Raw genomic sequence first — 24,454 nt, 5'->3', positions numbered from 1 at the left:
CTGCAAAATCAGGAGTAAAGTATTGAGTGTCACCATTTTTCACTGTGTCACCTGGTTTTGGTGCATGAATAAATGAACTGCCTCCTGTAGAGATCGCTACGTGATAAGTACCTCCCTTAGAACCCCAGAACAACAAATCTCCTGCTTGAGCTTCATTAACAGAAATTTGAGTTCCAGCATTTTCTTGCGGTACAGTATAACCACCAATGTCTCTACCAGTTACTTGTTTATAAACATATTGAGTAAAACCTGAACAATCAAAACCATCAGGCGTTCTTCCACCCCACGCATAAGGAGTTCCCATATGTTTTTGAGCTTCAGCTACAATTGCTGATCCGTCAGCACTTGCTGATGGTGCCGGTGTTTCTACTGGCTGTTGTTCAGCAGCTGGTTGTTCTTGAACTGGTGCTTGTTGCTCTTGTACTGGCGCTTCTTGTTGTACAGGAGCTTGTTGTTCTTTAGCGTCATTTCCATTCGTTGGAATTGTCAATTGTTCGCCTGCGTAGATCACATTTTTATCTTGAATGCTATTTGCATCAACAATTGAGTTAATTAAACTTTTATCGCCAACAAATTGTTTTGAAATCTTCCCTAATGTATCATTGGATTGGATGGTATAAATTTCATCTGCATTTGCACTAGTTGTGCCGATGGCAAAAACTGTGCCTGCCGTTAATGCTGTTCCTAGTATCAATTTTTTAAGTTTCATGTATTAAGTACCTCCGAGATTTTTTAACTATGTGGTTTAACCACGATTTTTAATTTAACATATACAAAGATTTTGTGTGTTAAACAGAAATAACATTTCATTACATTTATAACAAAATGAAAACAAAATGAAATGTTCAAACATAGAAAACCTCGGTGAATATTGCCATCAACGGAATCATTCCATCTCCCAGCATTTGCTAACCTGATAAAATCAGAATTTTTTAAACTATTTTTTATTCAACTAAATCACTATGTAGCCAATAGGAAGTATTGAAATATAGAAACTCACTAATCCTATTTATTTTAGTGAGTTTCTATCTATTCTTATTGGTGTTAGTCATTTATTTTAAGACTAAACTAATCAGCCAGCTTACAACAGCCAAAACAACTACATAACTAATTAGTGTATTAGCTATTCCCATATGAAAATTCCAAATATATATCGCAAGAAGCACTGTTGCAATAATAATCGCTACGATAATGAGCCATGGTGATATTTTAAGAATAGCTAAGGCCCCAGTGATTAACACAACACCGCTTAATGCTAAGCTCAAAAAATCCCCCTTGAGCCATTCATTTTCTGGAAATTCAATAAATCCCCAAACAATCAAAATTAAACCAATGATTAACATAGACCAACCTAAAATTTGTAGTCCCATTCTATTTTTCCCCTTCCTTTTTATATTCCTCCATAAAATGTTACGAATTAAACCACTAGAATGAACATAATGAAAATTCATTCACGTTTTTGTAAAATAATGCGCCACTGAATTTAGTGACGTTTATTTGCGTGCACTGAGTCCATCTACAATCATGTCAGCCAAAACTTCTAACACATAAGGATAATTGTCTGTGCGAATTTCTTCTTTGTGATTATCAATGACAACTAGAGCGTTAAACAAAGCTAAAGTGGTTTCTTCATCGATATCTTGACGAAATTCCCCCGTCTCTTGCCAACGTTGGATATTTTTAATCAGGAAGTTGTAGACCAAACTGTTCTGCCAATTATCTTTGTCATGCTTCATGATTAACTGACTTACTGCTGTATTTTTATACCATTCTGCTAAAATTGGATTTTGTTTGCTCATTTGAATGATCGTTGTAATAAACTGCTTGATTGTTTCTTTGGGCGACTGTCTTTCATCTATTTGGTCAACAATCTTACGTTTGGCTGTTTCATTTTCAGCTTGATAAACTTCATAGAAAATTTCTTCTTTAGAAGAATAATACTTATAAAAGGTTCCTACTGCTACATCCGCCTGTTGTGTTATGGCCGCAATATTCGTTTTTTTAAACCCTTGTTCGAGGAAAAGACGACGAGCAGCATCAAAAAGAACTTGTTTCTTATCCATCTGCATCTGATAACTCCCCTTCACAATGAATGAATTTGTTTTATATTCATTCATTATATTACCTTGTTTATTACATTTTGTCAATAGTTTATATGTCAGTCTAAAATAAAAAAGCTTGTTAAAAAGATAATCAAAATGGTTTAACAAGCTTTTATCTAATACAATCCCTATTATATTAAATCGTTAATCTCTTTACTTTCAGAGAAAAGAAATGTTGAGATTTTCTGAACGCCCGCTATTTAATTTTTAGAATGACAAACATCTTCAGCCAACTAGACTTACATTTTTCCCTATGCTTTTGTCGACCGTTCCATCAAGTTCATACCAATCCCCATAAATAGAGTCCCCATCAATAATAAGATACCTAATGGTTGGATAATATCAATTAACGTATATTCGTTTATAATGATATTCATCATACTTTCCAAGCTATGTTTAATGGGCATTAATTCACCTAAAAACAATACAAAACGATTTTGTACGATATCAATAGGCCAGAAAGCTCCTCCCAACATCGCCATGGCCGTCGCTACGATTGGTATCGTCACTTGTAAAGCTTGAGGTGTGCGAATCAAACTGACTAGCAAAATCCCCAACGCTGTGATTGCAAAAATAAATGAAAATACCACAACTATCATTGGAAGATAATTCGTTCCTATATCAATGTCCAAAAGATTCGTTAAGATAAAAAAAGAAAGCCCAATTTGCAATATTCCCACTAGAAAATAATGAAAAAGATTTCCCAAATAGATCTGGGTCTTTTTTAGCGGCGACATAATCAATCGATCCCATGTACCATTTCGCTTTTCTTCTAAAAGATTGGTCTGTAAAAATAAAATGGTAAAAACTGAAAAGTACAATGTCATTCCAATAAGCACAGTTAATTGAAATTCAGTATTCGCTCTTGCTGCACCACTGCCTTCAGATTCTTCTATAGATAGAAATTCTGTTACGTCAATTTCTCTATCAGGAAACTCCTCTCTTACTTCTTCTAAACGTTCATGTTCACTAAATACCTGATAGACGTGTTGGTCAACAGCTTGTAGATGTTCATTTTCATGACCGACTAAAAATTGATAGTTATCTTCTGTTACTTCCAAGGCAAAAGGGACATCGTTCATACGAATATTTTCTTCCGCCGTTTGATAATCTGTCACTTCAAAATTCATTGCCTCATCTTCATTGAAACGATCTACCCATTCTTCTACTTCTTCATTGGTTAGTTCATTACTATATACTTGAACATCTACAGATGAATCATCTATCTGCATACCACCCATAAAAAAAACAAATAGAATGGTTAACCCTGTAAACATGAGCACTAAGAACGGTTTTTTCATTAACCTTTTCCATTGGAGAGTAAAAACATTCATCATTTAATCCAGCCTCCTTTTAGGAAAAATCATAATGGCAACAACAAGACAAATCATCGCAGCGCCCGCTACCCTGATCATTAAGGGGAAAACATCTTGAAAACTAAATCCTTGAAAGATCTGTAAATAAGAAGTCATCGCCGCTCCGTTAGGCAACCAGTTGCCAAGTTGTTGTAGAGTCTCAGAAAACTGATCGACTGGGGTGAAACTTCCGCCTAAAAAGGCCAATACAGAAACAAATGAAGAAAAGAAGCCAACTGTCGTATTATCATTTGCATATAAAGAAATAGCTGTCAATAAGCTGGTAATTCCTCCAACAGCCAAAGAAAATAATCCTGTTGTATAAATCATATTCATCCAAAAAGCAGCATTTTTTCCATCAAATATATCAAAGACTAATGTAGATACAATAAATAAAATCGTTAGTTGAACAAATGTAATAAATGTCCCAGAAATCATTTTACTACTTAAATAAGTCATTGGGGTTGTTCCAGACAACATAATTCGGCCGAAGACATGCTGTTCTTTTTCTTTAAAAGCTCTACTAGCTAAAGCTGAAGCTGTCGAAAGAGCAAACATCATCGCCATGCCCACCGTATAATACTGAAAAGCATTTACAGGTTCTTCTACAGAAAGCTGCGTAACTCCTCCATAGTCACGGTCATCCTCTTCTTCTAACTCTGCTTGGCCATCTGTTGCAAGTGCAATCGATGTTTCTAAATTATATTGATCAGCAAAACTATGCACGACACTTTGAAGAATCGTAGAAGAAACAAGACCTTCTCCTTGCCCAACGACTTCTAATGCAGTATTGGGCTCTTCATCAAAATAGAGTGACTGCCAGATATCATAGCTAAACCTCTCTGGGATCGTAATCAAACCCGATAATTCCCCCTCATCCATAGCTGCTTGAGCTGTACGAGCTTCATCAAATTCATGAATAATCATAAGATCTTCAAAATTCTCCCCTTCCAATAAGTCAATTAACATATTCGAAGGATCGACATCTTCAGCATTGGATATAATCTCATCCGTAGTTTCTTCCGGTAACCCGTCTTCTAAAAGCTCTTCTTCCAAACGATTCAGATCGCCTGCAAAATTCTGGTTATTAACAATTCCTACATCAAAGGCGTCTATACTGACATTACTCATGATCATATCACCCAAAGCAAAACCTAAAATCGCCGTTAGAAATAGAGGCATAAGCAAAAGTTCAATGAGATCACTTTTACTTTTTGAGAGTGTCAAAAAATCTTTTTTGATTAAATTAAACATACTTTTTAGCCTCCTAGTCCCTTAACTTTCGTCCAGTTAAATGCAAGAAGACATCTTCTAGTGTAGGTGTTTGAACATGAATACTTAAAATTTTAACTTGTGTCTGCTTGGCATAATCAAATATTTCTTCAAGCAGTTGTTCTCCTCTAGAAGTAATCAAGCTATACCCCTGGTCATTTTTCATCACCTGAGTAATACTCTGCTGAGAAGAGAGTAAATCCGCAAACGCCTCTTTAGCTTCTTCTACTTGAATAGTAACCGTTTCTTCGTTTGACAAAATACTTTTTAATTCCTCTTTTGTGCCAGAAGCGATCACGCGCCCTTCATCCATTATGTATACACGGTCACACAATTTTTCGACTTCTTCCATATAATGACTAGTGTATAAAACCGTTAAGCCTTCTTCACGATTCAAATTCCGTACCATATCTAAGATATAGTTTCTAGATTGGGGATCAATCCCTACAGTAGGCTCATCCATAACCAACGTTTTAGGTTTGTGCATTAAAGCAACTGCCAGATTAATTCGTCGCTTCATCCCTCCTGAATAAGTTTCCACGGCTTCTTTTTGTCTTTCAGTAAGGCCTATCAACTTCAAGATTTCTTGAATCCGATCTTCTAATAACTTCCCTGATAGCCCATAAACTTTGCCAAAAAACTTCATATTTTCATAAGCAGATAATTCTTCGTATAAAGCAATTTCTTGCGGAACAACACCCAAATCTTTACGCAGCTCATCTGGTTTTGTCAATGCATCTTTTCCATTATATGTAATAGATCCTTGGGTAGGCGGCATTAAAGTCGATATCATGGAAATAGCCGTCGACTTTCCCGCTCCATTAGGCCCAAGTAACCCTACAGATTCCCCATCTTCCAAATAGAAGTTCATATTTTCTACAGCCACTTTTTTCTTAAAAGACTTCTTTAAACTTTGCACTTCTATCATTTTCACACACTCCTTTGATGACTATCTATAATCTAAAGCAAATCCTCATGTCTTATGCTTTAGATAACTCAACCTTGCTGTTTTTATTATAAAAAAACAGAGACAGCTTTCATACTGTCTCTGGTCATTTGTCACTATGACTTTTGTCATCTTGTATCATTTTATAACCTATTTAATTCAATTGTTGCACTTGTTTAATAACTGCTTGAGTAAATTGACTTGTAGACGCTGTTCCTTTCAAATCATGCGTGAAATTTTCCGGTTGACTTAATACAATATCTAAAGCGTAGCGGATATTATGGCTTTCTTTGGTTTTTCCTAAATAATCCAACATCATACAGCCCCCTAAAATAATCGCTGTCGGATTCGCTAAATTTTTGCCGGCGATATCCGGCGCAGAGCCATGAACAGCCTCAAATATCGCCATATCATCTCCAACATTGGCGCCTGGGACAAGACCTAACCCACCAATGAGCCCTGCCATCTCGTCAGATAAAATATCACCGTATAGGTTTTCAGTGACTACAACATCAAACTGATAAGGATCAATCACTAATTGCATAGCCATATTGTCTACTAGGATTTCTTTGAATTCGATCGTTGGAAACTCATTAGCGATTTCTCGGGCAATATCTAAAAATAACCCATCGGATAATTTCATAATATTCGCTTTGGTCACAACTGTTACACTTGACCGATGATTCTCTTGAGCATATTCAAAAGCCCGACGAATAATCCTTTCTGAAGCGTCTCTAGTAATAATTTTTATGCTACGCATCTCATCATCCGTAACTTTTTCTTCCATACCTGCATATAAGTCCTCTGTATTTTCTCTAAATAAGACTAAATCTAATTGTTTAAATAAGGTTTCCATCGTTCCGATCGATTGAATCGGACGGATGTTTGCATATAAATCATATTTTTTTCGCAAGGCGACATTCACACTGTGAAATCCCTTGCCAATTGGTGTCGTCATAGGTGCTTTTAGCGCGACTTTATTTTGTTCTAAACTTGTAAAAACCTTAACTGGAATAAGAGAGCCTGTTTCTTCATAAACCGCTTCGCCCGCATGAACAATATCCCAAGTGAGGTTTGCGCCTGAAGCATCGATAATATCCATCACACTTTGAGAAATTTCTTTACCTATGCCATCTCCTGTAATCATCGTTACTTTCATTATTTCCCCTCTTTTCTTCTTTTTTATCTTGATCAATACAATTTCCATATATATTGTCTACTTTTCCGTATTACATAAAACCGATGAGATTCATCCAGCCTGAACCAATAACTAGCCAAATAAATAGATACATCAGGCCCATGATAAAGCATAATTTCCACCATTCATTCTGCGTTACATAACCTTCCCCGAATAAAACAGCCGCAGGGCCACTAGCATAATGAGTGGTAGCACCACAAATATTGGTAATATAAGCAAGCATTAGAGCGGCAAACAAAGGTGGCGCTCCAGAGGCTAACGCGACACCTAAAAAGGCTGGATACATCGCTGTAACATGTGCTGTTAAACTAGCAAAGAAATAATGAGTATAGAAAAAAGCCAGACAAAGCACTGCAAATATAGCGATCCAACTCCATCCCGTTACAACAGAAGCAATCGCATCACTAAACCAAGGAATAAATCCTAGCTCGTTTAACTGGCCAGCCATCATAACCAAAATAGCAAACCAGATTAAGGTGTTCCATGCACCCTTTTCCTGCGTAATATCGTTCCATTCTAAAATTTTTAATAAAAGTAATAAAGAAACAGCGATTAAAGCAACAGTGACTGCACTCAAATCGATAAACTGTCCGGAAACCCATAAGACAATTGCTAGAACAAAAATCCACGACATATTCTTTTCATCCAATGTCATCGGACCAATCTCTTGTCTCTTTTCTTTCGCCCAAGATGGCGCTCCCGGTGTTTCTTTTATTTCTGGCGGATAGAGTTTCAACAAAACTAATGGAATAAGGATTAATGAAAGTAATCCTGGGACTAGAGCACCTAAGAACCAATTCATCCAAGTAATCTCAATACCAAATCCAGCAGCTAACTCCTGTGCTAAAGGTTTGGTAGCTCCTGCTGTTAAAAACATCGTTGCCACAATCGTATCTATGTGATAAAGACAAGTAATTAAAAACGCTCCTATTTTTTTACGTGTCCCATCCTGAGGTCTTGAGTCATAAATCTCAGCCAATCCTTGAACAATAGGTAGCATTACTCCACCAGTCCGTGCGGTACTACTTGGAATAGCTGGTCCTACAACGATGTTCACCCCTGTTATTGCATATACCAGACCGATTGTCTTTTTCCCAAACTTTTCGATCAAGAGATAAGCTATTCGATACCCTAGTCCAGTCTTTATAATCCCTTTAGATAGGAAAAAAGCTAAAACGATTAGCCAGACACTTGTCCCTGCAAAAGCATTTAAAGCCGTTTCTGTACTTAACGGCCCTATAATGATTGTTAACGTAAGACCAATTAAGGCAATAGCCCCCATGGGTAGAGGTTTTAAAATAATTGCAACAATCGTAGCAACAAATATGGCCAACATTTGCCAGCCTGCTACAGGGACTTCTTCTGGTCTCCAAGGGAGAAACCAAATAATAATTCCAATAAGGAGTGGAATTGCTAAATGAATAAAAAACTGTCGATTAAATTTTGATTCTGCCATATTCTCCAACCTACTTTCAGTTAATCTTGTACTAAGGCATAAATTACCTTTTTATACCATGTTCCAACGAATAAATTGCTATTTGCGTACGGTCACGTAACTCTAGTTTGTCTAAAATGATCGAAATTTGATTTTTGACCGTTCCTGTAGACAAAAATAATTTCGATGCAATTTCTTGATTATTCATTCCCTGACCAATGCAAGTAATAATATCTAATTCTCGGCTTGTCAATGATTGGTCCACTTCTGCTTTTTCTGTTTGGTCTTTTAGCAAAGTTGGCATGACCTTGGCTGCCACATGATCCTCAATAACCAGTCCGCCTTCTAGTGCACTCCTGATGGACCGAATCAAAACTTCCGAATCACCATCTTTTAAAAGATAACCATTTGCTTGATACTTTAATGCCTCAAGTGCATATTCTTCATCATTAAATGTTGTTAACATTAAGATAATCACATCAGGCCAACGTTGACGAATCTTGCGTCCTGCTTCTAATCCGCTCATTTCAGGCATACGGATATCTAAAATCACCACATCAAAAGTTTGCTTCTCGCATAGCGTGACAGCTTCTTGCCCGTTGCTAGCCTCTCCAGATACCTGAAATTCCTTCTCGGTTTCGATCATTAATTTTAACCCTTGACGCACAAGCATCTGATCTTCTACGAGTAAAATGTTAATCACTATTTTTCACCTCCAAAGGAAATTGGCCAATTAAATGCAATTGATCTTTTACTTGATTAATGGTTAGTTTACCGTTAATATCAGCTAAACGTTCCCGCATATTTGTCAATCCGAAACCTTCTTTAATCGTTATCTGTTCTTTTACAGAATGAGTAATCTAAAAGCGTAACTCTCTTTGAGCAATCACTTGAAATTCTACCATTGCTTGACGACTCGAACTGTGCCTCATCATATTTGTCAATGATTCTTGAATGGCACGATACAATGTAACAGATTGCTGGTTCGTTAAGATAATACCTAAAACACCTGTTTTCATGGTAATAGCTACCCGCAACTGACTTTCTGCCTCCAACTTTCGTATTAATTGAATCACCGCTTGTAAGCCCGCTGTATCTTCTGTCTTAAACGTTCGGACGGCATTGCGCGTATCTGCTAAACTATCTTGTGCCAGTGTCTTTAGTTGTGCAAAAGTTTCTTGACTTTCACTAGTTTTTGCCTGTAATCTCGCTGCTTCTAATTGCATAGTCAAAGCTGTTAGGCGATGTCCTACTGAATCGTGAATTTCTCTGGCCATTTGATTTCTTTCTTCTTGTCTTGTCACTCTTTCCATATCTCCTACTTGTCGTTTGGAAGAACGATACAAGCGATACAGCGTTTCATAGTCATCTTTATAAGCTACTTTTTTAATATCAGCTTGTTTCCAATGGATAATAACAAAGAAAAAAAGAACAAAGTTTAATAATGCAGTCAATGCCAGCAGCCATTCTCGTTCAAGTAGAGGAAACAAGACAGTCAGCAAAGTAAGATAGGATAAGTAAATATAGGCTGAATGGATCGCCAGATAGGCGCTTACATATAAAGCAAGGGCTGCAACAATTAGCCAGAATACTAAGATATTATCAAACACAAAGAAAAGAAAGAGAGGTAGCAAACTCACATCAATCATTTTATAAGGTTTCTTTAAAATCGGAACCATAAAATAAAAAACAAAGAAAAAAGTACTCAAAAGAAAAAAATGACTTGCGACATCCGATAAATAGATTTCCAAAGCCCAAGCAATGAACGTTACAACCGAGCTTATCCAAAAAAAGAGCATACTGGTCCCCTTCCCTATTCTTAAAAAATGATGACTATCCTATAGGCCCCGCGTGAACCCTAGAACTGCTTTTTACTATTCTAGCAAATGGACGTCTTATAATACTAGCTTTTTCTGTTATTTACTCTCCTAATTTACACATTATTATTGTTGTTCAATAGTTACCATGACTGTTGAATCCATGAAACTTTTTTAATTGCATACTCCTTTTTTAAACATCTAAAAACAAACCACTCAGCTCCGCCCTATTCGACTCATTTGCCTCGCTCTACTGACTTAAGCATATCGTATAGTTTATTCTTCTCAAAAAAGACTGGGAAATAAATCCCAGTCTTTTTTTGGTTTCCAAATCATGCTACAAGAAAAACAGTGCTAAAAGACCGACAGCTACGCAGTAATAAGCAAAATATTCTAGCTTTCCACGACGCATAATGTCCATAAATAGCTTAAGACCAAAATAACTCGCAATAAATGCAGTGATAAATGCTAACAGATATGGCCCCCATAATTGACCCATGGCCGGATCGCGAACAATTTCAGGTATTTCAAGAATCCCTGTTCCGAGACTTACGGGAATATAAAGAAGGAAAGAAAAACGCAAAGCAGTTTCTTTTTTCATCCCGACAAGCATAGAAGCAACAATTGTAGCCCCAGACCTACTTATTCCAGGTGTTGTAGCCACTGCTTGCGCAAGCCCCACAATAATCGCATCCTTTGTTGATAAGTCACCATCTTGTTTACGTCCTTGTAAGTTACGAATGATCCAAAGGAAAAGTGCCGTAATCAGCAAGGTAACTCCGACGACCCTTATCCCACTTAACGCCTCACCTAGCACATCGCCAAACAATACGCCGACAACTCCCACAGGAATGGTTGCTATAACGAGATAAATAACGAACATAAAATCACTTTTAGCGTTTTTATCTCCTTTGAATAAAAACCTCCATGTTTGCGCAATTAAACGTACAATATCCTTTCGATAAATCAATATCACAGCTAACAAAGAAGCAAAATTCACAAAGATTTCAAAAGAAAGCCCTCTAGCTTCAACATTAAATAGCTCTCTGGCAATAATTAAATGACCGCTAGAGGATACTGGGATTGGTTCGGTTATCCCCTGAACAATACCAAGAATAAAATACTGGAACAGCGTCCACAAATTCGTTAAAGACTCCATTTTTAACCCTTTCTTCTTACATAGCTTAAATAAACCAACCGAATGGCTTACTAATATTGTACTTTATTTAAATCTCAATATCACTAAACAATTGTATAAATTAAAAAAATATAAGTAAAACTCTTTATCAAATATGTGAATGGATAAAAAAAGACAAATCGAATGAGAGCTCTTCAACTTTAGAAGAGAACATTCGATTTGTCTATATAAACTAGGTTTTTTTATTTTAAAAACTGTAGTTACTTCAATACTATTTAATCAATAAAAAACATACTAGGGATTTATGCAGTTACCCATTGGGATGGGCCAACTTCATCATATAACCTTTGAGCTGCTGCGTCTTGAACATGTTCAGGAGCTTGGGTAGGAGAAACGCCTTGATATTCCGCTGGCGCTACAGAATCCCATGTAGGTTGCATGAATTGATATTTACCTGCTGCACCTGAAGATGGATTTACAGCTTGTAAGTCTCCACCTGATTCACGTTGCGCAATTTGTTGTAAATGATCGTTCACTTCTACGGAAGAATCCCCAGAATTATCAGCTTCAGGAGCTGGTTGTTGTTCTGCTTGAGCTGGTTGTTGCTCTTCAGCGTCATTACCATTCGTTGGAATTGTCAATTGTTCGCCTTCATAAATTACATTTTTATCTTGAATGCCATTTGCATCCACGATCGAATCAATTAAACTTTTATCTCCAACAAATTGTTTTGAAATTTTTGCTAATGTGTCGTCGGATTGAATTGTATAAACTTCATCCGCATTGGCGCTAGTTGTTCCAACTGCAAAAACCGTACCTGCGGTCAACGCTGTCCCCAGTAATAGTTTTTTGAGTTTCATAAATGAATACCTCCAAGATGTTTTAACTATGTGGCCTAACCACGATTCTTAATTTAACATACGTGAAGGCTTTGTGTGTTAAGCGCAAATAACATTTCATTACATTTTTAACAAAACGAAAACAAATTGAAAAATACGACCTTTTATTGAATTCAAAGCATTTCCCTTTTCTTAAAAGCAAAAATAAAATAACGAACATATTTATTAATAAAATGAGTGAGTGATAGTAAACCAACAAACCTCACTTATCAGCTGTTTTTCATTAGTTATCAAAATGAATGAACAATTACCCAGCTAGTCCTTTCTCACCTTCTTGATCTAACTATCATATTTTATTTTCGACTTTTTCCGATTCTTCATGATTTATCGTTTGTTTTTCTCCATTCATTGTTTCTAATTGTGGAGTTTTCATAAACATTTGAATAGTAAAGGCGATTACTGTAACAAGAACAAATGAAATTAAGCGATGCCAGAAATTCATCGTTAACTGGCCATCATCTGTGATATAGTTTGTAAGGGTAAAAATCCCGAAGCCCCCTATACGGTAAACAACGACATCAAAAAATCCTGTATATGCTCCCCCTATCGCACTGGAAATCAACGCAATAATAAATGGTTTTTTCATTGGCAATAAAAGTCCATAAATTCCTGGTTCAGTTACACCAAATACCGAAGCAATTGTAGCAGGAATTCCAATATTTCTTACACTTCTTGTTCTATTTTTAACTATAATGGCTAATAAGACCCCAAGTACACCAAAACTTGCACTACCAGAATTAGATAAAATAGGAGTGAACCCTTGTTCAGAAATTTGCAGTATGCCAATAGGAGCTAGCCCCCAGTGTAATCCAAACATTACAAGCAATTGCCATAACCCACCAACGAGGGCACCAAAAATGACTGGACTCAATTCATAAATGCCCATAAATATAAAGCCAATGAAATCAGCGCCCCAAGTAGCTATAGGGCCAATGACTAAAATAGCAAGAGAAGCCGCGACTAACACCGTAAAAAAGGGCGTCAAAAAAGAATTAACAACGGAAGGTATAATTCTTTTAAACCCTTTTTCAACTTTTGCGCCAAACCATATGGCTAAAATAACAGGGATAACGGTTGAGTAATACCCACCCGGTGGTAATAATACTGGAATCCCAAGAAATGTAGTAAATACATCCGCACTAAATGGTGTCCCTGCAAATAAAGTATAGAGTGGCTCACCTGCTGTGATATCACTTAAAGAAGGATAAACTAAAGCAAATGCAATAGCTAAAGCTGAATAAATGTTCATTCGGAATTTTTTTGCCGCTGTCAACGCAATAACAACAGGTAAAAATTGAAAGAAACCATCGCCTACTGCATTTAATACAGCGTAAAAGCCACTATTTGTTTCATTTAATCCAAAAACGCCTAATAAAGCCACGATCCCTTTTATCATTCCAGTTGCGCTTAATACTACGATGAATGGTTGGAAAATTCCAGAAATCAGGTCAATAAATTTATCAAGAGGCTTACGTTTATTATCTCCTCCATGATTTGAAGGCTCCGTGGGTTCATTATTAACGTTAGCAATATTTAAAATCGCTTCATAAACTTTCCCGACTTCATTACCTATAACTATCTGGTATTGGCCACTTGCCTCAATGACAGTGACAATTCCTGCTAAATTTTTTAAATATTCTGTATCTGCTTTGCTTTCATCTTTTAAATAAAATCGTAGGCGCGTAACACAATGTTGGAGCTGTTCAACATTGTTTTCACCGCCTACATGCTCAATGATTTCTTTTGCTAGTTTATTATAACCCTTTGCCATCAATTCTCTTCCCTTATAATACATTTGTCTCGTTTATTACATGATTGCTAAGTCCATATCTTATGTATAAAGTTTAGAATAAAATTTTTCACCTACCTTTATTTAGTTGTACCATTTATAATCCTAAAAATCCTAAACAAGACTAAAAAATCATAGCACAATCTCACTGTTTTTGTCTCGTTTAGGATTTGATTTGTAAAAAGAAAGTTAATATCCAATCCAGTCTTTTCTTAACATAGAATAAATCGATATATCAACTACTCCACGATTATTAGTACCGCGCTTTTTTAATGTTCCTTCATAATTGAATCTGTTTTTTCTTAAGACTTTACCTGAATTGTCATTACTTGTATCATGCTTTGCTTCAATCCGGTTCACTGTTGTTTCTTGAAAAAGATAAGAAACAACAGCTTGCACAGCTTCTGTTACGTATCCCTTGCCCCACCAATTTTTACCAATCACATAGCCAAGTTCAAATGTTTGAGTACTTTTATCATGATCTACTACCGTAATTGTCCCAATCAATTCCTGCGTTTGTTTTATTTCAATTTCCCAGTCGAAATAATTAGTATCTGTATAAAATTGCTGTTTTTCCCATAGTAATGTTTTTACAGTTTCAATTGTGCCGTGTGGCGGCCATGATAAATAGCGCGTTACTTTAGAATCTGAAGCCCAGTTTGCATACATCTGGTTGCTATCTTCCACACGCAGTTTCCGTAATGTTAACCGTTTCGTTTGTATCGTTTCAGTACCCATCACTGATCTCCTTTATTTCATTTAATTTCTTTTAATTGCAGCACATAAAAGAAAAATACCTTCTCATGCTTTCCATAAGAAGGTTTTTGACTTATTTTATCTACTTAAAAAATTCTCTGTATAAACAGGTTGATTATCTTCATTGAAGTCAACGCCAACCCCTAATTCAGTAAAGCTGTCACTGACAATATTTCTACGATGACCTTCAGAGTTCATGAGTCCTTGATGAGCAAAAATACTGCTAGGCTGTCCTTGAGCTAAGTTTTCACCTGCGCTCATAAAGGCAATGCCATCCTCTTGCATCCGATCAAAAGGCGACTGCCCTTGTTGATTGGTATGATCAAAATAATGATTCACCGCCATATCCGTACTATGTTTCCTAGCCGTTCCTCTTACTTCTTCATTCCAGTCGAGTACATTCAACCCACGTTTGGCGCGCTCGGCATTTGTAACATCAAACAATTGATACTCAAATCCTTCTTTTAAAGACTCACTAGCTTCCGCGTAAAGAGAATTTTTTTCTGTTTCTAATGGTTCTTGTACAATTTGCATGGCTGTCACTTCATCATTTTCATGCACATCATAAAAAATAGTCACATAATTCCCATCAATACGGTAAACGTCATACTCTCCATCATCATTTATTTGCATATTAAAGCCACTATGATGAATCGCATTTTCTGCTTCTCCTAATTCTTCATGAACTTGAGATTTCGTTGTACCTAAAGCTATACCATTTTGAGCCGCTATCAAATCTTGGTTGGTATACAACCCCTGCACTGTATCTTGTTGATCATAAGCAACTAGTAAAAAATTTTGATAATTTTCGTGATAGCTCGCCCATTCAATATCATATTCATTTGTTGTTTCACGAGCAGGAGCTCCATAATTATTTTCAATTTCTTCTCTACTATCGCCAATTTCCACATTACCAATGGAAAAAGTTTGGTTTTCTGGCTGGTCTAACTCTAAAGCCCTTGTCTGACTTTGTTCATTCTCTGTATCATTACCTGTAAAAGAATCATATAGCCAATTGGCTTGTTCTCTTACGTAAGCAAGATTCAAGTTTTCGCCAAAAACTTGAGTCGTAAAATTTTCTACAGGTTCTTCCCAAAGTGGCCTTGTCCAAACTACTATTAATACTAGTACTGCTAATTTTACTAATCTTTTTAAAATAGTTAATCACCTTCTACTATTACAAACCCGCTTAACTTCTTATAGACTTTCTCATTTGTCATTAATTTCTACTATAGATTTTATCCTTTAATGCCTACTTCAAGGCAATACTTTTCGCTTTAAGCTTATATTTTTCTGTAAGATATTAATAAAATATAAATAAATCAAAAACATTAGAAGCAATCATAGGTTCCTTTTCTTTTTAATTTGAGACAAACGCCAAGCAACATCAAGAAGAGACTGAGTTAGCGATTGCTTATCTTCTTGTTCACCACCATACAGAGCTTTCTCATAAATTGAAGTCAGGTGTATAAAAGATTGTTGAAATTCAGGGTAGCTTTCTTCAAAAATTTGTGCATAGTGACTTAATGGCTGTTCGGGAGGCCGCAAAACAAATTTTTCAGCTTTTTTTAATAAAATAGGATAAATATTTAAAAAGTTCCCACGACTGATCTTAACCCAAAAGAAAATATACAAATAAAAATGCCAACGCCATAATATATAAATAAGCCCGCAGGTGAGAACAAATAAAATCATATAGAAGATATTTCTTACTACTGGAGAAATAAAAAAAGGACGTTCATTTGTTGGTTCTGTTACGGTACTTGTTGTTGTCGTACTACTATCTTCTGCTGTACTACTGCTTTCTTCTGTCCCAGTCTCTTCTGTTGTTTCTTGAGTCGTTGTCCTTTCTTCTGAAGAACTCTCGGATACTTCTTCAGAAGACGGAGTCGTTTGTTGTAAAGGTTGATTAAACGAAGGTGTCGCTTCAAATGGCAGCCAACCATATCCCTCAAAATACACTTCGGCCCATGAATGTGCATCGCTATTACGAACAACATAATGATTTTCGCTTACTTCTTCACCAGTAGAAAATCCCTTGGCCCAACGAGCAGGTATTCCCACAGAGCGCAACATCACAACCATCGCAGAAGAAAAATTATCACAATACCCTACCTGAGAATCAAACAAAAAATGATCCACATAATCTTGATTTTCTGTAGGAAAGCCTGCATCCATTTTAGAATAACGGAAATTTTCCGAGTGCTTCAAATAGTCTTCAATGGCTGTTACTTTTCCAACGAATGTTTCTTCTTCAGCTGTTAACTCTTCTGCCAATTCTATAACTCGTTGAGGCAATTGTTCAGGCAATTGTAAATAATCAACCGATGTATTGGGTATTGTCAAAGAAACATCCGCTAATTCTTCCGTTGTATACTCGAAGTCTTGCCAATTCAGTTGAAACGAACGAAATGGATCGTTATTTTGAAAGTCAACACGCTGGGTTTCTTCATTGACATATAGTTCAGCTGGTGGATCTTCACTGTTTATTTGTTTATTGCCATAGGGCAGAGGGATATAAGAATCCATGACTTCGCGAGTGAGGTTAATTTCCTCTTCTTCAGCTAACTCTGCCTGATAGTCCTCATCTATTAAATCAATTTCTTCTCCACTATAAGACTCTACCCTTGTATTCCCTGACGCCGGATCTTCCCACCCGGAGCCTGAATAATACGTTTTACTGTCTATCCGCCAGTAATGCGGAGATTGTTGCTGGGCTTCAAAGACAATTTGATTGTCGTCCAAAAGGGGACCACCTAACACAGCATCATCCTCACTAAATCCGCTCCGCGTAGGATTTCCTGCACCTGTTTCTTCGATAAATTGATAAAATCCCTGTTCATTCAAATAGTTCCTGAGCGTGGCGCTAGGCGCTAACATCCTAGTTTCTATAGAATCATTAGGAACTGCCCATGTAATTAGTAAAAATACACTCAACAAAGTACCAACAATGAAATAATTTCGCTTATTTTTCTCATGAACAAGCAAAAAACGATGCATTAGGCCAAGACTAGCAAACAGCACAATTTCTACAGGTAATTCAATATCGTTATAAATAATTAAAAATAACATGTAACCAATAATAATTAGATAACTTATCACGATACGTTCATATTCAATAAGCAATTCTGCTAGTAAACTCATCACTAAAAGTACCAAACTAATGGCAATCTCTTCTGGAAGATAGCCTATTCTTCCAGCTAAAAATAATTCGCCTAAATTGAATAATTGCTGTCCAAAAGCAGACGCCCATGTTAGCGAAAAAGACAAGTTTTGCGAAAAATTTAAAAACAGGCCTCCACATAATACAAGCAAATAAAGAGGGAGTTTCACAAACCATCTAGTAAAGAATCCCGCGATTAAACAAAATAGGGCGATAATCAAAATATTTCTATTAAACTGACTTTCCATATGGTAGATCTTTAGAAGTTGATAAAATGCCAACAAAAAAGTAAGCAAAGTAAGAACCATAGGAATTATTTTGTCGCCAACTCTTTTGCGCATCGCCTCACTCCTTCAGTTGTTGCAACAGCTGCTGATAGCCATATATTTGAATCCAACCTCTTACAGAAGAAGTTTTGGGCAACTGATTCGCTTCTGGAACCAAAAGTATCACTTATTTTTGGCCAAAATCAGGAAGTTCAACTTCTTGATTTAAAGGTTGAATAAAAGAAAAATCGTCTTTTGTTAAATAAGTTTGACTCATTCCTTGCTCTCCTAAAAGAACGAAGTCTGCCCCTTCACCTTGCAGCTCTTTCCACAAAGAATAAAATAAACTTAACGTTGCTTCAAAATAAGGACTAGCGCTACCATAAAATAAAAAAACACTTTCTGATGGTTGTTCTTGTTCATATTCACGTAGAACTAATTCTTGTTGCTTACTTGAAATTTTCCAATCAATTTGACTTAACCGATCTCCTGATTGATAGGGGCGAAATTTGTTTATTTTAAAAGAAGGCTCACCGAAATTTTGCCGATTGAGCGTCAACTGCTTTTGGAAAAAAAGTCCAGCGACTTTTCCTAAAGGATGAATAGCTGGCAGTACCTGCCAATCTACAGTGAATGTATGAGTACTTTCTTTTTTAAACCAACCAAACAAATCTGAAGCCGTGATATGCATCATCTGTTTTTGTACAATTCCACGTGTATACGGCTGCCATGTCATTTGTAATGACTTTTTCTGACCATGATAAAATACATAAGTAAACTCTTCCAAAAAATAAGGAGAAGAGACTTTACAACCCGTTATCCAGAGAATTCTTTTCGGACGTTTATTCATCATTACTTCTACCGAAACGGGGGTATCTACATGAACAGATAAATCATACGGCGCACTAAATTCAAGATTTTGCAGACGTCCTATGAAGCTAAAAAGCTCTACTAAAGCCACGAGCGTAACAAAAATAAGTAATGTCCATCCTGTCTCAGAAGGAAAAGCGAACGTATAACTCGCAAATAAGACATAAATACATAGAAAAGCTAAAGTCCGCCAAGTTTGCTGAAGGTATTTCATTTTCTCACCTGCCGCACTGGTATGGGAACTTCTTCTATTAATTGCTCCATCACTCTTTGAAGTTGTTTTTCATCATGGTAACCCCCTTTCAATCGTAACCGATGCCCAAATGTCGCAGGTAAAATATTTTGCAAGTCTTCAGGAGTAACATAAGTTCTCCCCTGTGTTAATGCATAAGCACGTGCACCATGCATAAAGGCCGTACTTCCTCTAGGGCTAATACCTAAAACAATCTCAGAATGCTTGCGACTAGCAGTAATTAATTCTAGCCCATATCTAGCTACTTGTTCATCAACATGTACCTGAGTAACTAAAGTTTTTAGTTCTTCAACTTCTTCTGATGTAATGACTTGTCTAATCTCGGCTTCCTCTTTTTGTGGGGTTAACATTAAATTCAATTCATCATTAAAGGAAGGATAACCTATGGATAAGCGAAATAAAAAACGATCTAGTTGAGCCTCTGGTAAGGGGTAAGTCCCTTCAAATTCAACCGGATTTTGAGTCGCTAGAACAAAAAAATGAGAAGAAAGCAAATGGGTATGATTATCAATGGTTACAGCTCTTTCTGACATAGCTTCTAAAAGAGCTGCCTGGGAACGAGGCGTCGTACGGTTGATTTCATCGGCTAATAAGATCGTAGTAAAAATAGGGCCTTGTCGAAATTCAAACTGATTCGTTTGTGAATTAAAAATGGTCACACCTGTAATATCACTCGGCAATAAATCTGGGGTAAATTGGACGCGCGAAAACGTTCCACTTATTGCCTTAGCTAATGTTTTGATCATCATCGTCTTCCCTACCCCTGGAACATCTTCAAAAAGAACGTGGCCTCCAGCTAGTAATGCAGCAATTGTTAACCGGATGGTTTCACGTTTCCCAAAGATGACTTTTTCTACCTCATCAATCAAACGAGGAACGTTGCTTAGCTTTTCCTCCTGCACGATAACACCTTCTTTCTCTGGTAAAAATTAGTTTCTAATTAGTCTTTTTATTATACTGTATGAACTAGGGGGGATGTCAAACGCTTTCTAAAAACTTAAGAATAAAAACACACCAAACAAACAGTTGATGTGTTTTTTTATAGTCTATACAATTTTACTTATCTTCTTCTGGCATACGCCAATCCAATTGAGGCCCTACAGGCACAATACCATTCGGATTGATTGTCGGATGACTTCGATAATAATGATTTTTGATATGATAAAAATCAACGGTGTCTTTAATACCAGGATAATTATATAATTCTCTAGCGTAGCGCCATAAGTTTTTATAATCGGTTAGAGCATGAATATTACATTTAAAATGACCAAAATAGACACTATCAAAACGAACCAAAGTTGTAAATAACCGCCAATCTGCCTCAGTTAATTGATCTCCAACCATATAAGGTTGTCGAGCTAATCTTTCTTCTAATTCGTCCAAAACACGAAATAAGTTTTGAACTTCTTGTTCATAAACCTCTTGTTTTGTCGCAAATCCCGCTTTATACACGCCGTTATTTACGTTATTATAAACTTTCTCATTGATGGCATCGATTTCTGTACGCAACTCTTCAGGATAATAATCCCCGACTTTAGCACCAACCCCATCAAAAGCAGAGTTAAACATCCGCATAATTTCTGAAGATTCGTTACTAACAATTTTATCTTGTTTTTTGTCATATAAAACAGGCACAGTCACGCGACCACTATAATCAGGATCTACGTGCGTATAAATTTGGTACAAGTAATCTGCATCTATTATTGGGTCTTTAATAACTCCTTGATCTTCTGCAAAAGTCCAGCCATTTTCTCCCATATACGGGTTAACCACAGATAGCGAAATCATTTCTTCCAAACCCTTTAATTTCCGCATAATTAATGCTCGACTTGCCCAAGGACAGGCTAAAGAAACATATAAGTGATAGCGACCTGACTCTGCTTTAAACCCACCTTCTCCTGTCGGACCTGCACGACCATCTTTTGTTATCCAGTTCCGAAACTGCGAATCACTACGAATGAAACGCCCGCCGGAACTTTTGGTATCATACCATTGATCATACCATTTGCCATCGACTAATAACCCCATAACGCTCCTCCTTTTAAAATGTTTCTATTTGTCTTTTCTTTATTATATCTATTTTCTTCATTAAATCCCAAAAAATTGTTTTTGATCTCCACTCGTTTATGCTTAAAAAAGAAGACGGTCCTACCAAAATAATTTTACCCATTTTCTTCATGCCATTGTTTAATATATTCAAGTCGTTTTTTAAAACGGCCTTCTTTGCCTTCTTCCGTTGGAAAGTAGTATTCATGCCCTTCTAATGAAGGAGGTATTGTTTTCATTGTCGATAACTTATCTTCTTGTTGGTGGACATATTGATAGTCCTTCCCATAACCCAAGTCTTTCATTAAATCAGTGGGTGCATTTCTAATCTGTAAGGGAACAGGCTCATTCATCGACTGCTTAATATCATTTTCTACATTCAACCGTGCTTTATATACAGCATTAGACTTAGGGGCTAAAGCTAAATAAATCACTGCTTCTGTCAAATGAACGTCACATTCCGGCATACCTAGAAATTGGCAAGATTGAAAGACATTCATCGTAACATTTAATGCATTCGTATCTGCTAAACCAATATCTTCACTAGCAAAGCGAACAAGTCGTCTGGCAATATAAAGCGGGTCTTCTCCATCTTCTAGCATACGCGCTAGCCAATAAATCGCTGCGTTCACATCACTATTACGCATCGATTTGTGCAATGCTGAAATAATATTATAGTGCTCTTCTCCCGTTTTGTCGTAAAGTAAAGACTTTTTATTAATAATTTGTTCTAAATTTTCCATTGTTACGGTAATTTTAGAGCCCGTTTTTTCTCCGTTTAGCACAGCCATTTCTAATGTATTTAACGCACTTCGCGCATCCCCATTAGCAAATCGCGCGATGGCTTCAATCGCTTCATCATCAATAACAAGTTGAAGATTTCCGAAACCATGAGGGTGTCGAATCGCCTTTCTTATTAGCTCTGTAATGTCTTCTACCGTAAGTTCTTTTAATACAAATACTTTACAACGTGAAAGTAAAGCAGAATTAACTTCAAAAGACGGGTTTTCCGTCGTTGTTCCAATTAAAATAATACTTCCTTTTTCTACATAAGGTAAAAAAACATCCTGCTGTGCCTTATTAAAACGGTGAATTTCATCTACAAAAATAATGGTTTTCTCCCCATAATCACGCTTGGTTTCTGCTTCTTCCATCAACTCTTTAATCTTTTTAATGCCACTGTTTACTGCACTCACTCGAATAAAATTTGCTTTTGTTTTACGTGCAATGATTTCAGCTAACGTTGTTTTTCCAACGCCGGGAGGCCCCCAAAAAATCATTGAAGAAATTTGATCTTGTTCAATAATTTCGCGTAAAATTTTTTCTTCCCCTAATAATTGTTTTTGTCCTACAAAATCATCAATTGTTTCTGGTCTTACTCTGCTAGCCAGAGGGGTTGTATTTTCTCGATTAGAAAAAAGCGATTCTTGCGCCATTTCTTCTCACTCCTTAGTAGTAAAAACCAATGTCATCAACTGTAATATCTCCAAAAACATTCTTTAATTCTTCTTTTTCCATACCATGTTTATAAAAGCCAAATGTCATTGTTTCATCCGCCATAACACAACTTCCTAATATTTTCCCTTCAATGGAAGAAACCCCTGAGGGAACATCAATGGCATAAACACGCGCTTGTTTTGCTCTATTAATTTTTTCAATAGCTTGTAAAGGTACTCCCTTTACTGGACGACTCAAACCAATGCCAAATAATGCATCGACAATAACCTTCGTTTTTGTAAAATCAATTTTTTCTAAATGAGTTTCAATAGCTACTCCATATTTTTTAGCGATTTGTTGCTGCAGACGATTTTGTTCAGAGTAATGTTCAGGGTTCCCGATAACTAAAATTTCTACTTGAAATCCTTCGTTATGTAAAATCCTTCCAACTGCCAAACCATCGCCTCCATTATTTCCTCCACCGGCAACAACGGTTATGCCGTCGTTTTTGGAGATAGTCTGTTTCATTTGTTTGACTGTTGCGCGTGCCGCACATTCCATCAATACATTAGAAGGAACACCTTTGTTATTCATTATATTTTTTTCATACGCATACATTTCCTCTGCCGTCAATGTTTTCATTGCTTATCCTCTCCTGTCTTCTTTAGTTTATCCTATCACGCCGGCTCATTTATTTCCAAAAAGAGCCGTTCAATTCATAAATTTGAAGAATACATCAGAAACAGATACCATGGAAATATAGGGAACTTTTCAACTAGGAAAGGAGCAATTTTTATGACAGCCACCTATAATTTGCGTGGTCATTTAATTGATAAAAATATGAAGGCGATTGCTTTATCACATCCAGAAGCTCTTGATTATAAACCTCTATCTAATTCCGTTTTAATTTCATATGCTGGCTACGATCGAGGTAAGATGGCAACACCTATGCCTGATAATGTAAAAAATCAATATAAGGCCGTACTAGAACTTCCTGTGGATGACATTGAACAAAAAAGTGGGAAGATTCGGGCAATGTTTGACCGATTATATCCAGATAGTAACTACCACATTTTTGATGACGATGATTATCAAAAGACTCGTAATTTTATCGAAAAATATAAAGACAGTCATTTTGTCGTCCATTGTGATGCGGGTGTAAGCCGTAGTTCAGCCACAGCTTTAGCAATTGCCAAAGAATTAGTCCCAGAGGATTATCAAAAACTACTTGACTTAGGCATTTATTTTCCAAACGTATTGATTTATAGTTACCTAGTCGAAGGTAAGTTTAATGACAAATTGTATAAAAAATATAGTAAACAATTACATCCTTGGGGGATTTAAGAAAAGACGTCGCTGTAAAAAGCGACGTCTTTTCTGGCTCTATAATTTCTAGTGTTGGTAGACAAGAATGATTTTCTTGTAGCCCATACGAGTTTTTTTATATTTTCTGAGCAAAATAGAAAACAGACACCTTGAAAACCCGTAGAATAAAGGTACCAAACAAATATCCAAAGGAGTGTTTCAAGATGTCCATCTCTCATTATACGAAAGAAATCCTAGATATCCTAGACTTAAATCTGACTTTTGAAGAAGATTGTTTCCAAAAAGAAGCCATTAACGGCGTCATTTGTTTTGTCTTTTATGGTCAGCTTTCTTATCGTCCACAAGCCTGTTTTCACTGTGGCGAAGAGGACACGGCTTGTTTAATG

21 protein-coding genes and 2 pseudogenes are annotated in these 24,454 nt (G+C 36.5%); 2 read left to right on the top strand and 21 right to left on the bottom strand.

Annotation, left to right across the window (positions count from 1 at the left end; translation table 11 throughout):
- The 21 genes and pseudogenes from G577_RS12265 to G577_RS0105825 form a co-directional block, all read right to left on the bottom strand.
- A pseudogene (locus G577_RS12265) lies at positions 1-364 on the bottom strand (C40 family peptidase); the annotation flags it as partial.
- A 688-nt stretch (positions 365-1,052) separates the two neighbouring features.
- The gene (locus G577_RS0105920; RefSeq protein WP_028790417.1) at positions 1,053-1,370 is read right to left on the bottom strand and encodes a hypothetical protein; all 318 of its coding nucleotides are present in this window, start codon (positions 1,368-1,370) and stop codon (positions 1,053-1,055) included.
- A 123-nt stretch (positions 1,371-1,493) separates the two neighbouring features.
- Positions 1,494-2,069 carry a TetR/AcrR family transcriptional regulator gene (locus G577_RS0105915; protein ID WP_051176668.1) on the bottom strand — a complete coding sequence of 192 codons (576 nt, stop codon included), beginning with the start codon at positions 2,067-2,069 and terminating at the stop codon, positions 1,494-1,496.
- Between the two features lie 284 nt (positions 2,070-2,353).
- Positions 2,354-3,439 carry an ABC transporter permease gene (locus tag G577_RS0105910; protein WP_028790415.1) on the bottom strand — a complete coding sequence of 362 codons (1,086 nt, stop codon included), beginning with the start codon at positions 3,437-3,439 and terminating at the stop codon, positions 2,354-2,356.
- Complete coding sequence (locus G577_RS0105905; RefSeq protein WP_028790414.1) at positions 3,440-4,711, bottom strand: ABC transporter permease; 1,272 nt, start codon at positions 4,709-4,711, stop codon at positions 3,440-3,442.
- A 13-nt stretch (positions 4,712-4,724) separates the two neighbouring features.
- A complete protein-coding gene (locus G577_RS0105900; protein ID WP_028790413.1) occupies positions 4,725-5,657 on the bottom strand; it encodes a daunorubicin resistance protein DrrA family ABC transporter ATP-binding protein in 933 nt (310 codons plus the stop codon).
- Between the two features lie 172 nt (positions 5,658-5,829).
- Positions 5,830-6,834, bottom strand: a complete 1,005-nt coding sequence (locus G577_RS0105895; RefSeq protein ID WP_028790412.1) for an isocitrate/isopropylmalate dehydrogenase family protein — start codon at positions 6,832-6,834, stop codon at positions 5,830-5,832.
- Positions 6,835-6,904: 70 nt separating this feature from the next.
- Positions 6,905-8,329, bottom strand: coding sequence for an anion permease (locus tag G577_RS0105890; RefSeq protein ID WP_028790411.1), 1,425 nt, complete (start codon positions 8,327-8,329; stop codon positions 6,905-6,907).
- A gap of 43 nt (positions 8,330-8,372) precedes the next feature.
- Entirely contained in the window at positions 8,373-9,011 is a 639-nt protein-coding gene (locus G577_RS0105885) for a response regulator (protein WP_028790410.1), read from the bottom strand.
- 157 nt (positions 9,012-9,168) lie between these two features.
- Positions 9,169-10,107, bottom strand: coding sequence for a sensor histidine kinase (locus G577_RS11115; RefSeq protein ID WP_051176666.1), 939 nt, complete (start codon positions 10,105-10,107; stop codon positions 9,169-9,171).
- A gap of 355 nt (positions 10,108-10,462) precedes the next feature.
- Positions 10,463-11,284: an undecaprenyl-diphosphate phosphatase gene (locus G577_RS0105875; protein ID WP_028790409.1), complete on the bottom strand. Its 822-nt coding sequence runs from the start codon at positions 11,282-11,284 to the stop codon at positions 10,463-10,465.
- A 281-nt stretch (positions 11,285-11,565) separates the two neighbouring features.
- Complete coding sequence (locus tag G577_RS11800) at positions 11,566-12,123, bottom strand: transglycosylase family protein (RefSeq protein WP_028790408.1); 558 nt, start codon at positions 12,121-12,123, stop codon at positions 11,566-11,568.
- A 325-nt stretch (positions 12,124-12,448) separates the two neighbouring features.
- Complete coding sequence (locus G577_RS11110; RefSeq protein ID WP_038027644.1) at positions 12,449-13,933, bottom strand: PTS transporter subunit EIIC; 1,485 nt, start codon at positions 13,931-13,933, stop codon at positions 12,449-12,451.
- Positions 13,934-14,140: 207 nt separating this feature from the next.
- Positions 14,141-14,689, bottom strand: a complete 549-nt coding sequence (locus G577_RS0105860; protein ID WP_028790407.1) for a GNAT family N-acetyltransferase — start codon at positions 14,687-14,689, stop codon at positions 14,141-14,143.
- A 96-nt stretch (positions 14,690-14,785) separates the two neighbouring features.
- Entirely contained in the window at positions 14,786-15,754 is a 969-nt protein-coding gene (locus G577_RS0105855) for a CAP domain-containing protein (protein ID WP_231557776.1), read from the bottom strand.
- A gap of 294 nt (positions 15,755-16,048) precedes the next feature.
- Positions 16,049-18,211 carry a transglutaminase-like domain-containing protein gene (locus G577_RS0105850; RefSeq protein ID WP_028790405.1) on the bottom strand — a complete coding sequence of 721 codons (2,163 nt, stop codon included), beginning with the start codon at positions 18,209-18,211 and terminating at the stop codon, positions 16,049-16,051.
- Between the two features lie 112 nt (positions 18,212-18,323).
- Entirely contained in the window at positions 18,324-19,220 is an 897-nt protein-coding gene (locus tag G577_RS0105845; protein WP_028790404.1) for a DUF58 domain-containing protein, read from the bottom strand.
- Positions 19,217-20,161: an AAA family ATPase gene (locus G577_RS0105840; RefSeq protein ID WP_028790403.1), complete on the bottom strand. Its 945-nt coding sequence runs from the start codon at positions 20,159-20,161 to the stop codon at positions 19,217-19,219. The genes G577_RS0105845 and G577_RS0105840 overlap by 4 nt, the downstream gene beginning before the upstream one ends.
- Positions 20,162-20,315: 154 nt before the next feature.
- On the bottom strand, positions 20,316-21,287 hold the full coding sequence (locus G577_RS0105835; protein WP_028790402.1) for a glutathione S-transferase family protein: 972 nt from the start codon (positions 21,285-21,287) through the stop codon (positions 20,316-20,318).
- 134 nt (positions 21,288-21,421) lie between these two features.
- Complete coding sequence (locus G577_RS0105830; RefSeq protein WP_028790401.1) at positions 21,422-22,741, bottom strand: replication-associated recombination protein A; 1,320 nt, start codon at positions 22,739-22,741, stop codon at positions 21,422-21,424.
- Between the two features lie 13 nt (positions 22,742-22,754).
- Positions 22,755-23,384, bottom strand: coding sequence for an NAD(P)H-hydrate epimerase (locus G577_RS0105825; RefSeq protein WP_028790400.1), 630 nt, complete (start codon positions 23,382-23,384; stop codon positions 22,755-22,757).
- Positions 23,385-23,537: 153 nt separating this feature from the next.
- Here G577_RS0105825 and G577_RS0105820 point away from each other — a divergent pair, with 153 nt between their 5' ends.
- Together G577_RS0105820 and G577_RS0105815 are read left to right on the top strand one after the other, a co-directional pair.
- The gene (locus G577_RS0105820) at positions 23,538-24,086 is read left to right on the top strand and encodes a protein-tyrosine phosphatase family protein (protein WP_028790399.1); all 549 of its coding nucleotides are present in this window, start codon (positions 23,538-23,540) and stop codon (positions 24,084-24,086) included.
- Positions 24,087-24,271: 185 nt separating this feature from the next.
- Positions 24,272-24,454, top strand: a pseudogene (locus tag G577_RS0105815) (ISL3 family transposase); the annotation flags it as partial.

The organism is Tetragenococcus muriaticus DSM 15685 (assembly GCF_000423785.1).
GTDB lineage: Bacteria > Bacillota > Bacilli > Lactobacillales > Enterococcaceae > Tetragenococcus > Tetragenococcus muriaticus.
This window is presented reverse-complemented; position numbering and strand designations above follow the sequence as displayed.

Coding starts and splice junctions, on each gene's coding strand:
- G577_RS0105915 (WP_051176668.1), bottom strand. CDS start 2,069: ATGCAGATGGATAAGAAACAAGTTCTTTTTGATGCTGCTCGTCGTCTT.
- G577_RS0105860 (WP_028790407.1), bottom strand. CDS start 14,689: ATGGGTACTGAAACGATACAAACGAAACGGTTAACATTACGGAAACTG.
- G577_RS0105845 (WP_028790404.1), bottom strand. CDS start 19,220: ATGAAATACCTTCAGCAAACTTGGCGGACTTTAGCTTTTCTATGTATT.
- G577_RS11110 (WP_038027644.1), bottom strand. CDS start 13,933: ATGGCAAAGGGTTATAATAAACTAGCAAAAGAAATCATTGAGCATGTA.
- G577_RS0105890 (WP_028790411.1), bottom strand. CDS start 8,329: ATGGCAGAATCAAAATTTAATCGACAGTTTTTTATTCATTTAGCAATT.
- G577_RS0105900 (WP_028790413.1), bottom strand. CDS start 5,657: ATGATAGAAGTGCAAAGTTTAAAGAAGTCTTTTAAGAAAAAAGTGGCT.
- G577_RS0105835 (WP_028790402.1), bottom strand. CDS start 21,287: ATGGGGTTATTAGTCGATGGCAAATGGTATGATCAATGGTATGATACC.
- G577_RS0105825 (WP_028790400.1), bottom strand. CDS start 23,384: ATGAAAACATTGACGGCAGAGGAAATGTATGCGTATGAAAAAAATATA.
- G577_RS0105895 (WP_028790412.1), bottom strand. CDS start 6,834: ATGAAAGTAACGATGATTACAGGAGATGGCATAGGTAAAGAAATTTCT.
- G577_RS0105910 (WP_028790415.1), bottom strand. CDS start 3,439: ATGATGAATGTTTTTACTCTCCAATGGAAAAGGTTAATGAAAAAACCG.
- G577_RS11115 (WP_051176666.1), bottom strand. CDS start 10,107: ATGCTCTTTTTTTGGATAAGCTCGGTTGTAACGTTCATTGCTTGGGCT.
- G577_RS11800 (WP_028790408.1), bottom strand. CDS start 12,123: ATGAAACTCAAAAAACTATTACTGGGGACAGCGTTGACCGCAGGTACG.
- G577_RS0105820 (WP_028790399.1), top strand. CDS start 23,538: ATGACAGCCACCTATAATTTGCGTGGTCATTTAATTGATAAAAATATG.
- G577_RS0105850 (WP_028790405.1), bottom strand. CDS start 18,211: ATGCGCAAAAGAGTTGGCGACAAAATAATTCCTATGGTTCTTACTTTG.
- G577_RS0105830 (WP_028790401.1), bottom strand. CDS start 22,741: ATGGCGCAAGAATCGCTTTTTTCTAATCGAGAAAATACAACCCCTCTG.
- G577_RS0105920 (WP_028790417.1), bottom strand. CDS start 1,370: ATGGGACTACAAATTTTAGGTTGGTCTATGTTAATCATTGGTTTAATT.
- G577_RS0105875 (WP_028790409.1), bottom strand. CDS start 11,284: ATGGAGTCTTTAACGAATTTGTGGACGCTGTTCCAGTATTTTATTCTT.
- G577_RS0105905 (WP_028790414.1), bottom strand. CDS start 4,711: ATGTTTAATTTAATCAAAAAAGATTTTTTGACACTCTCAAAAAGTAAA.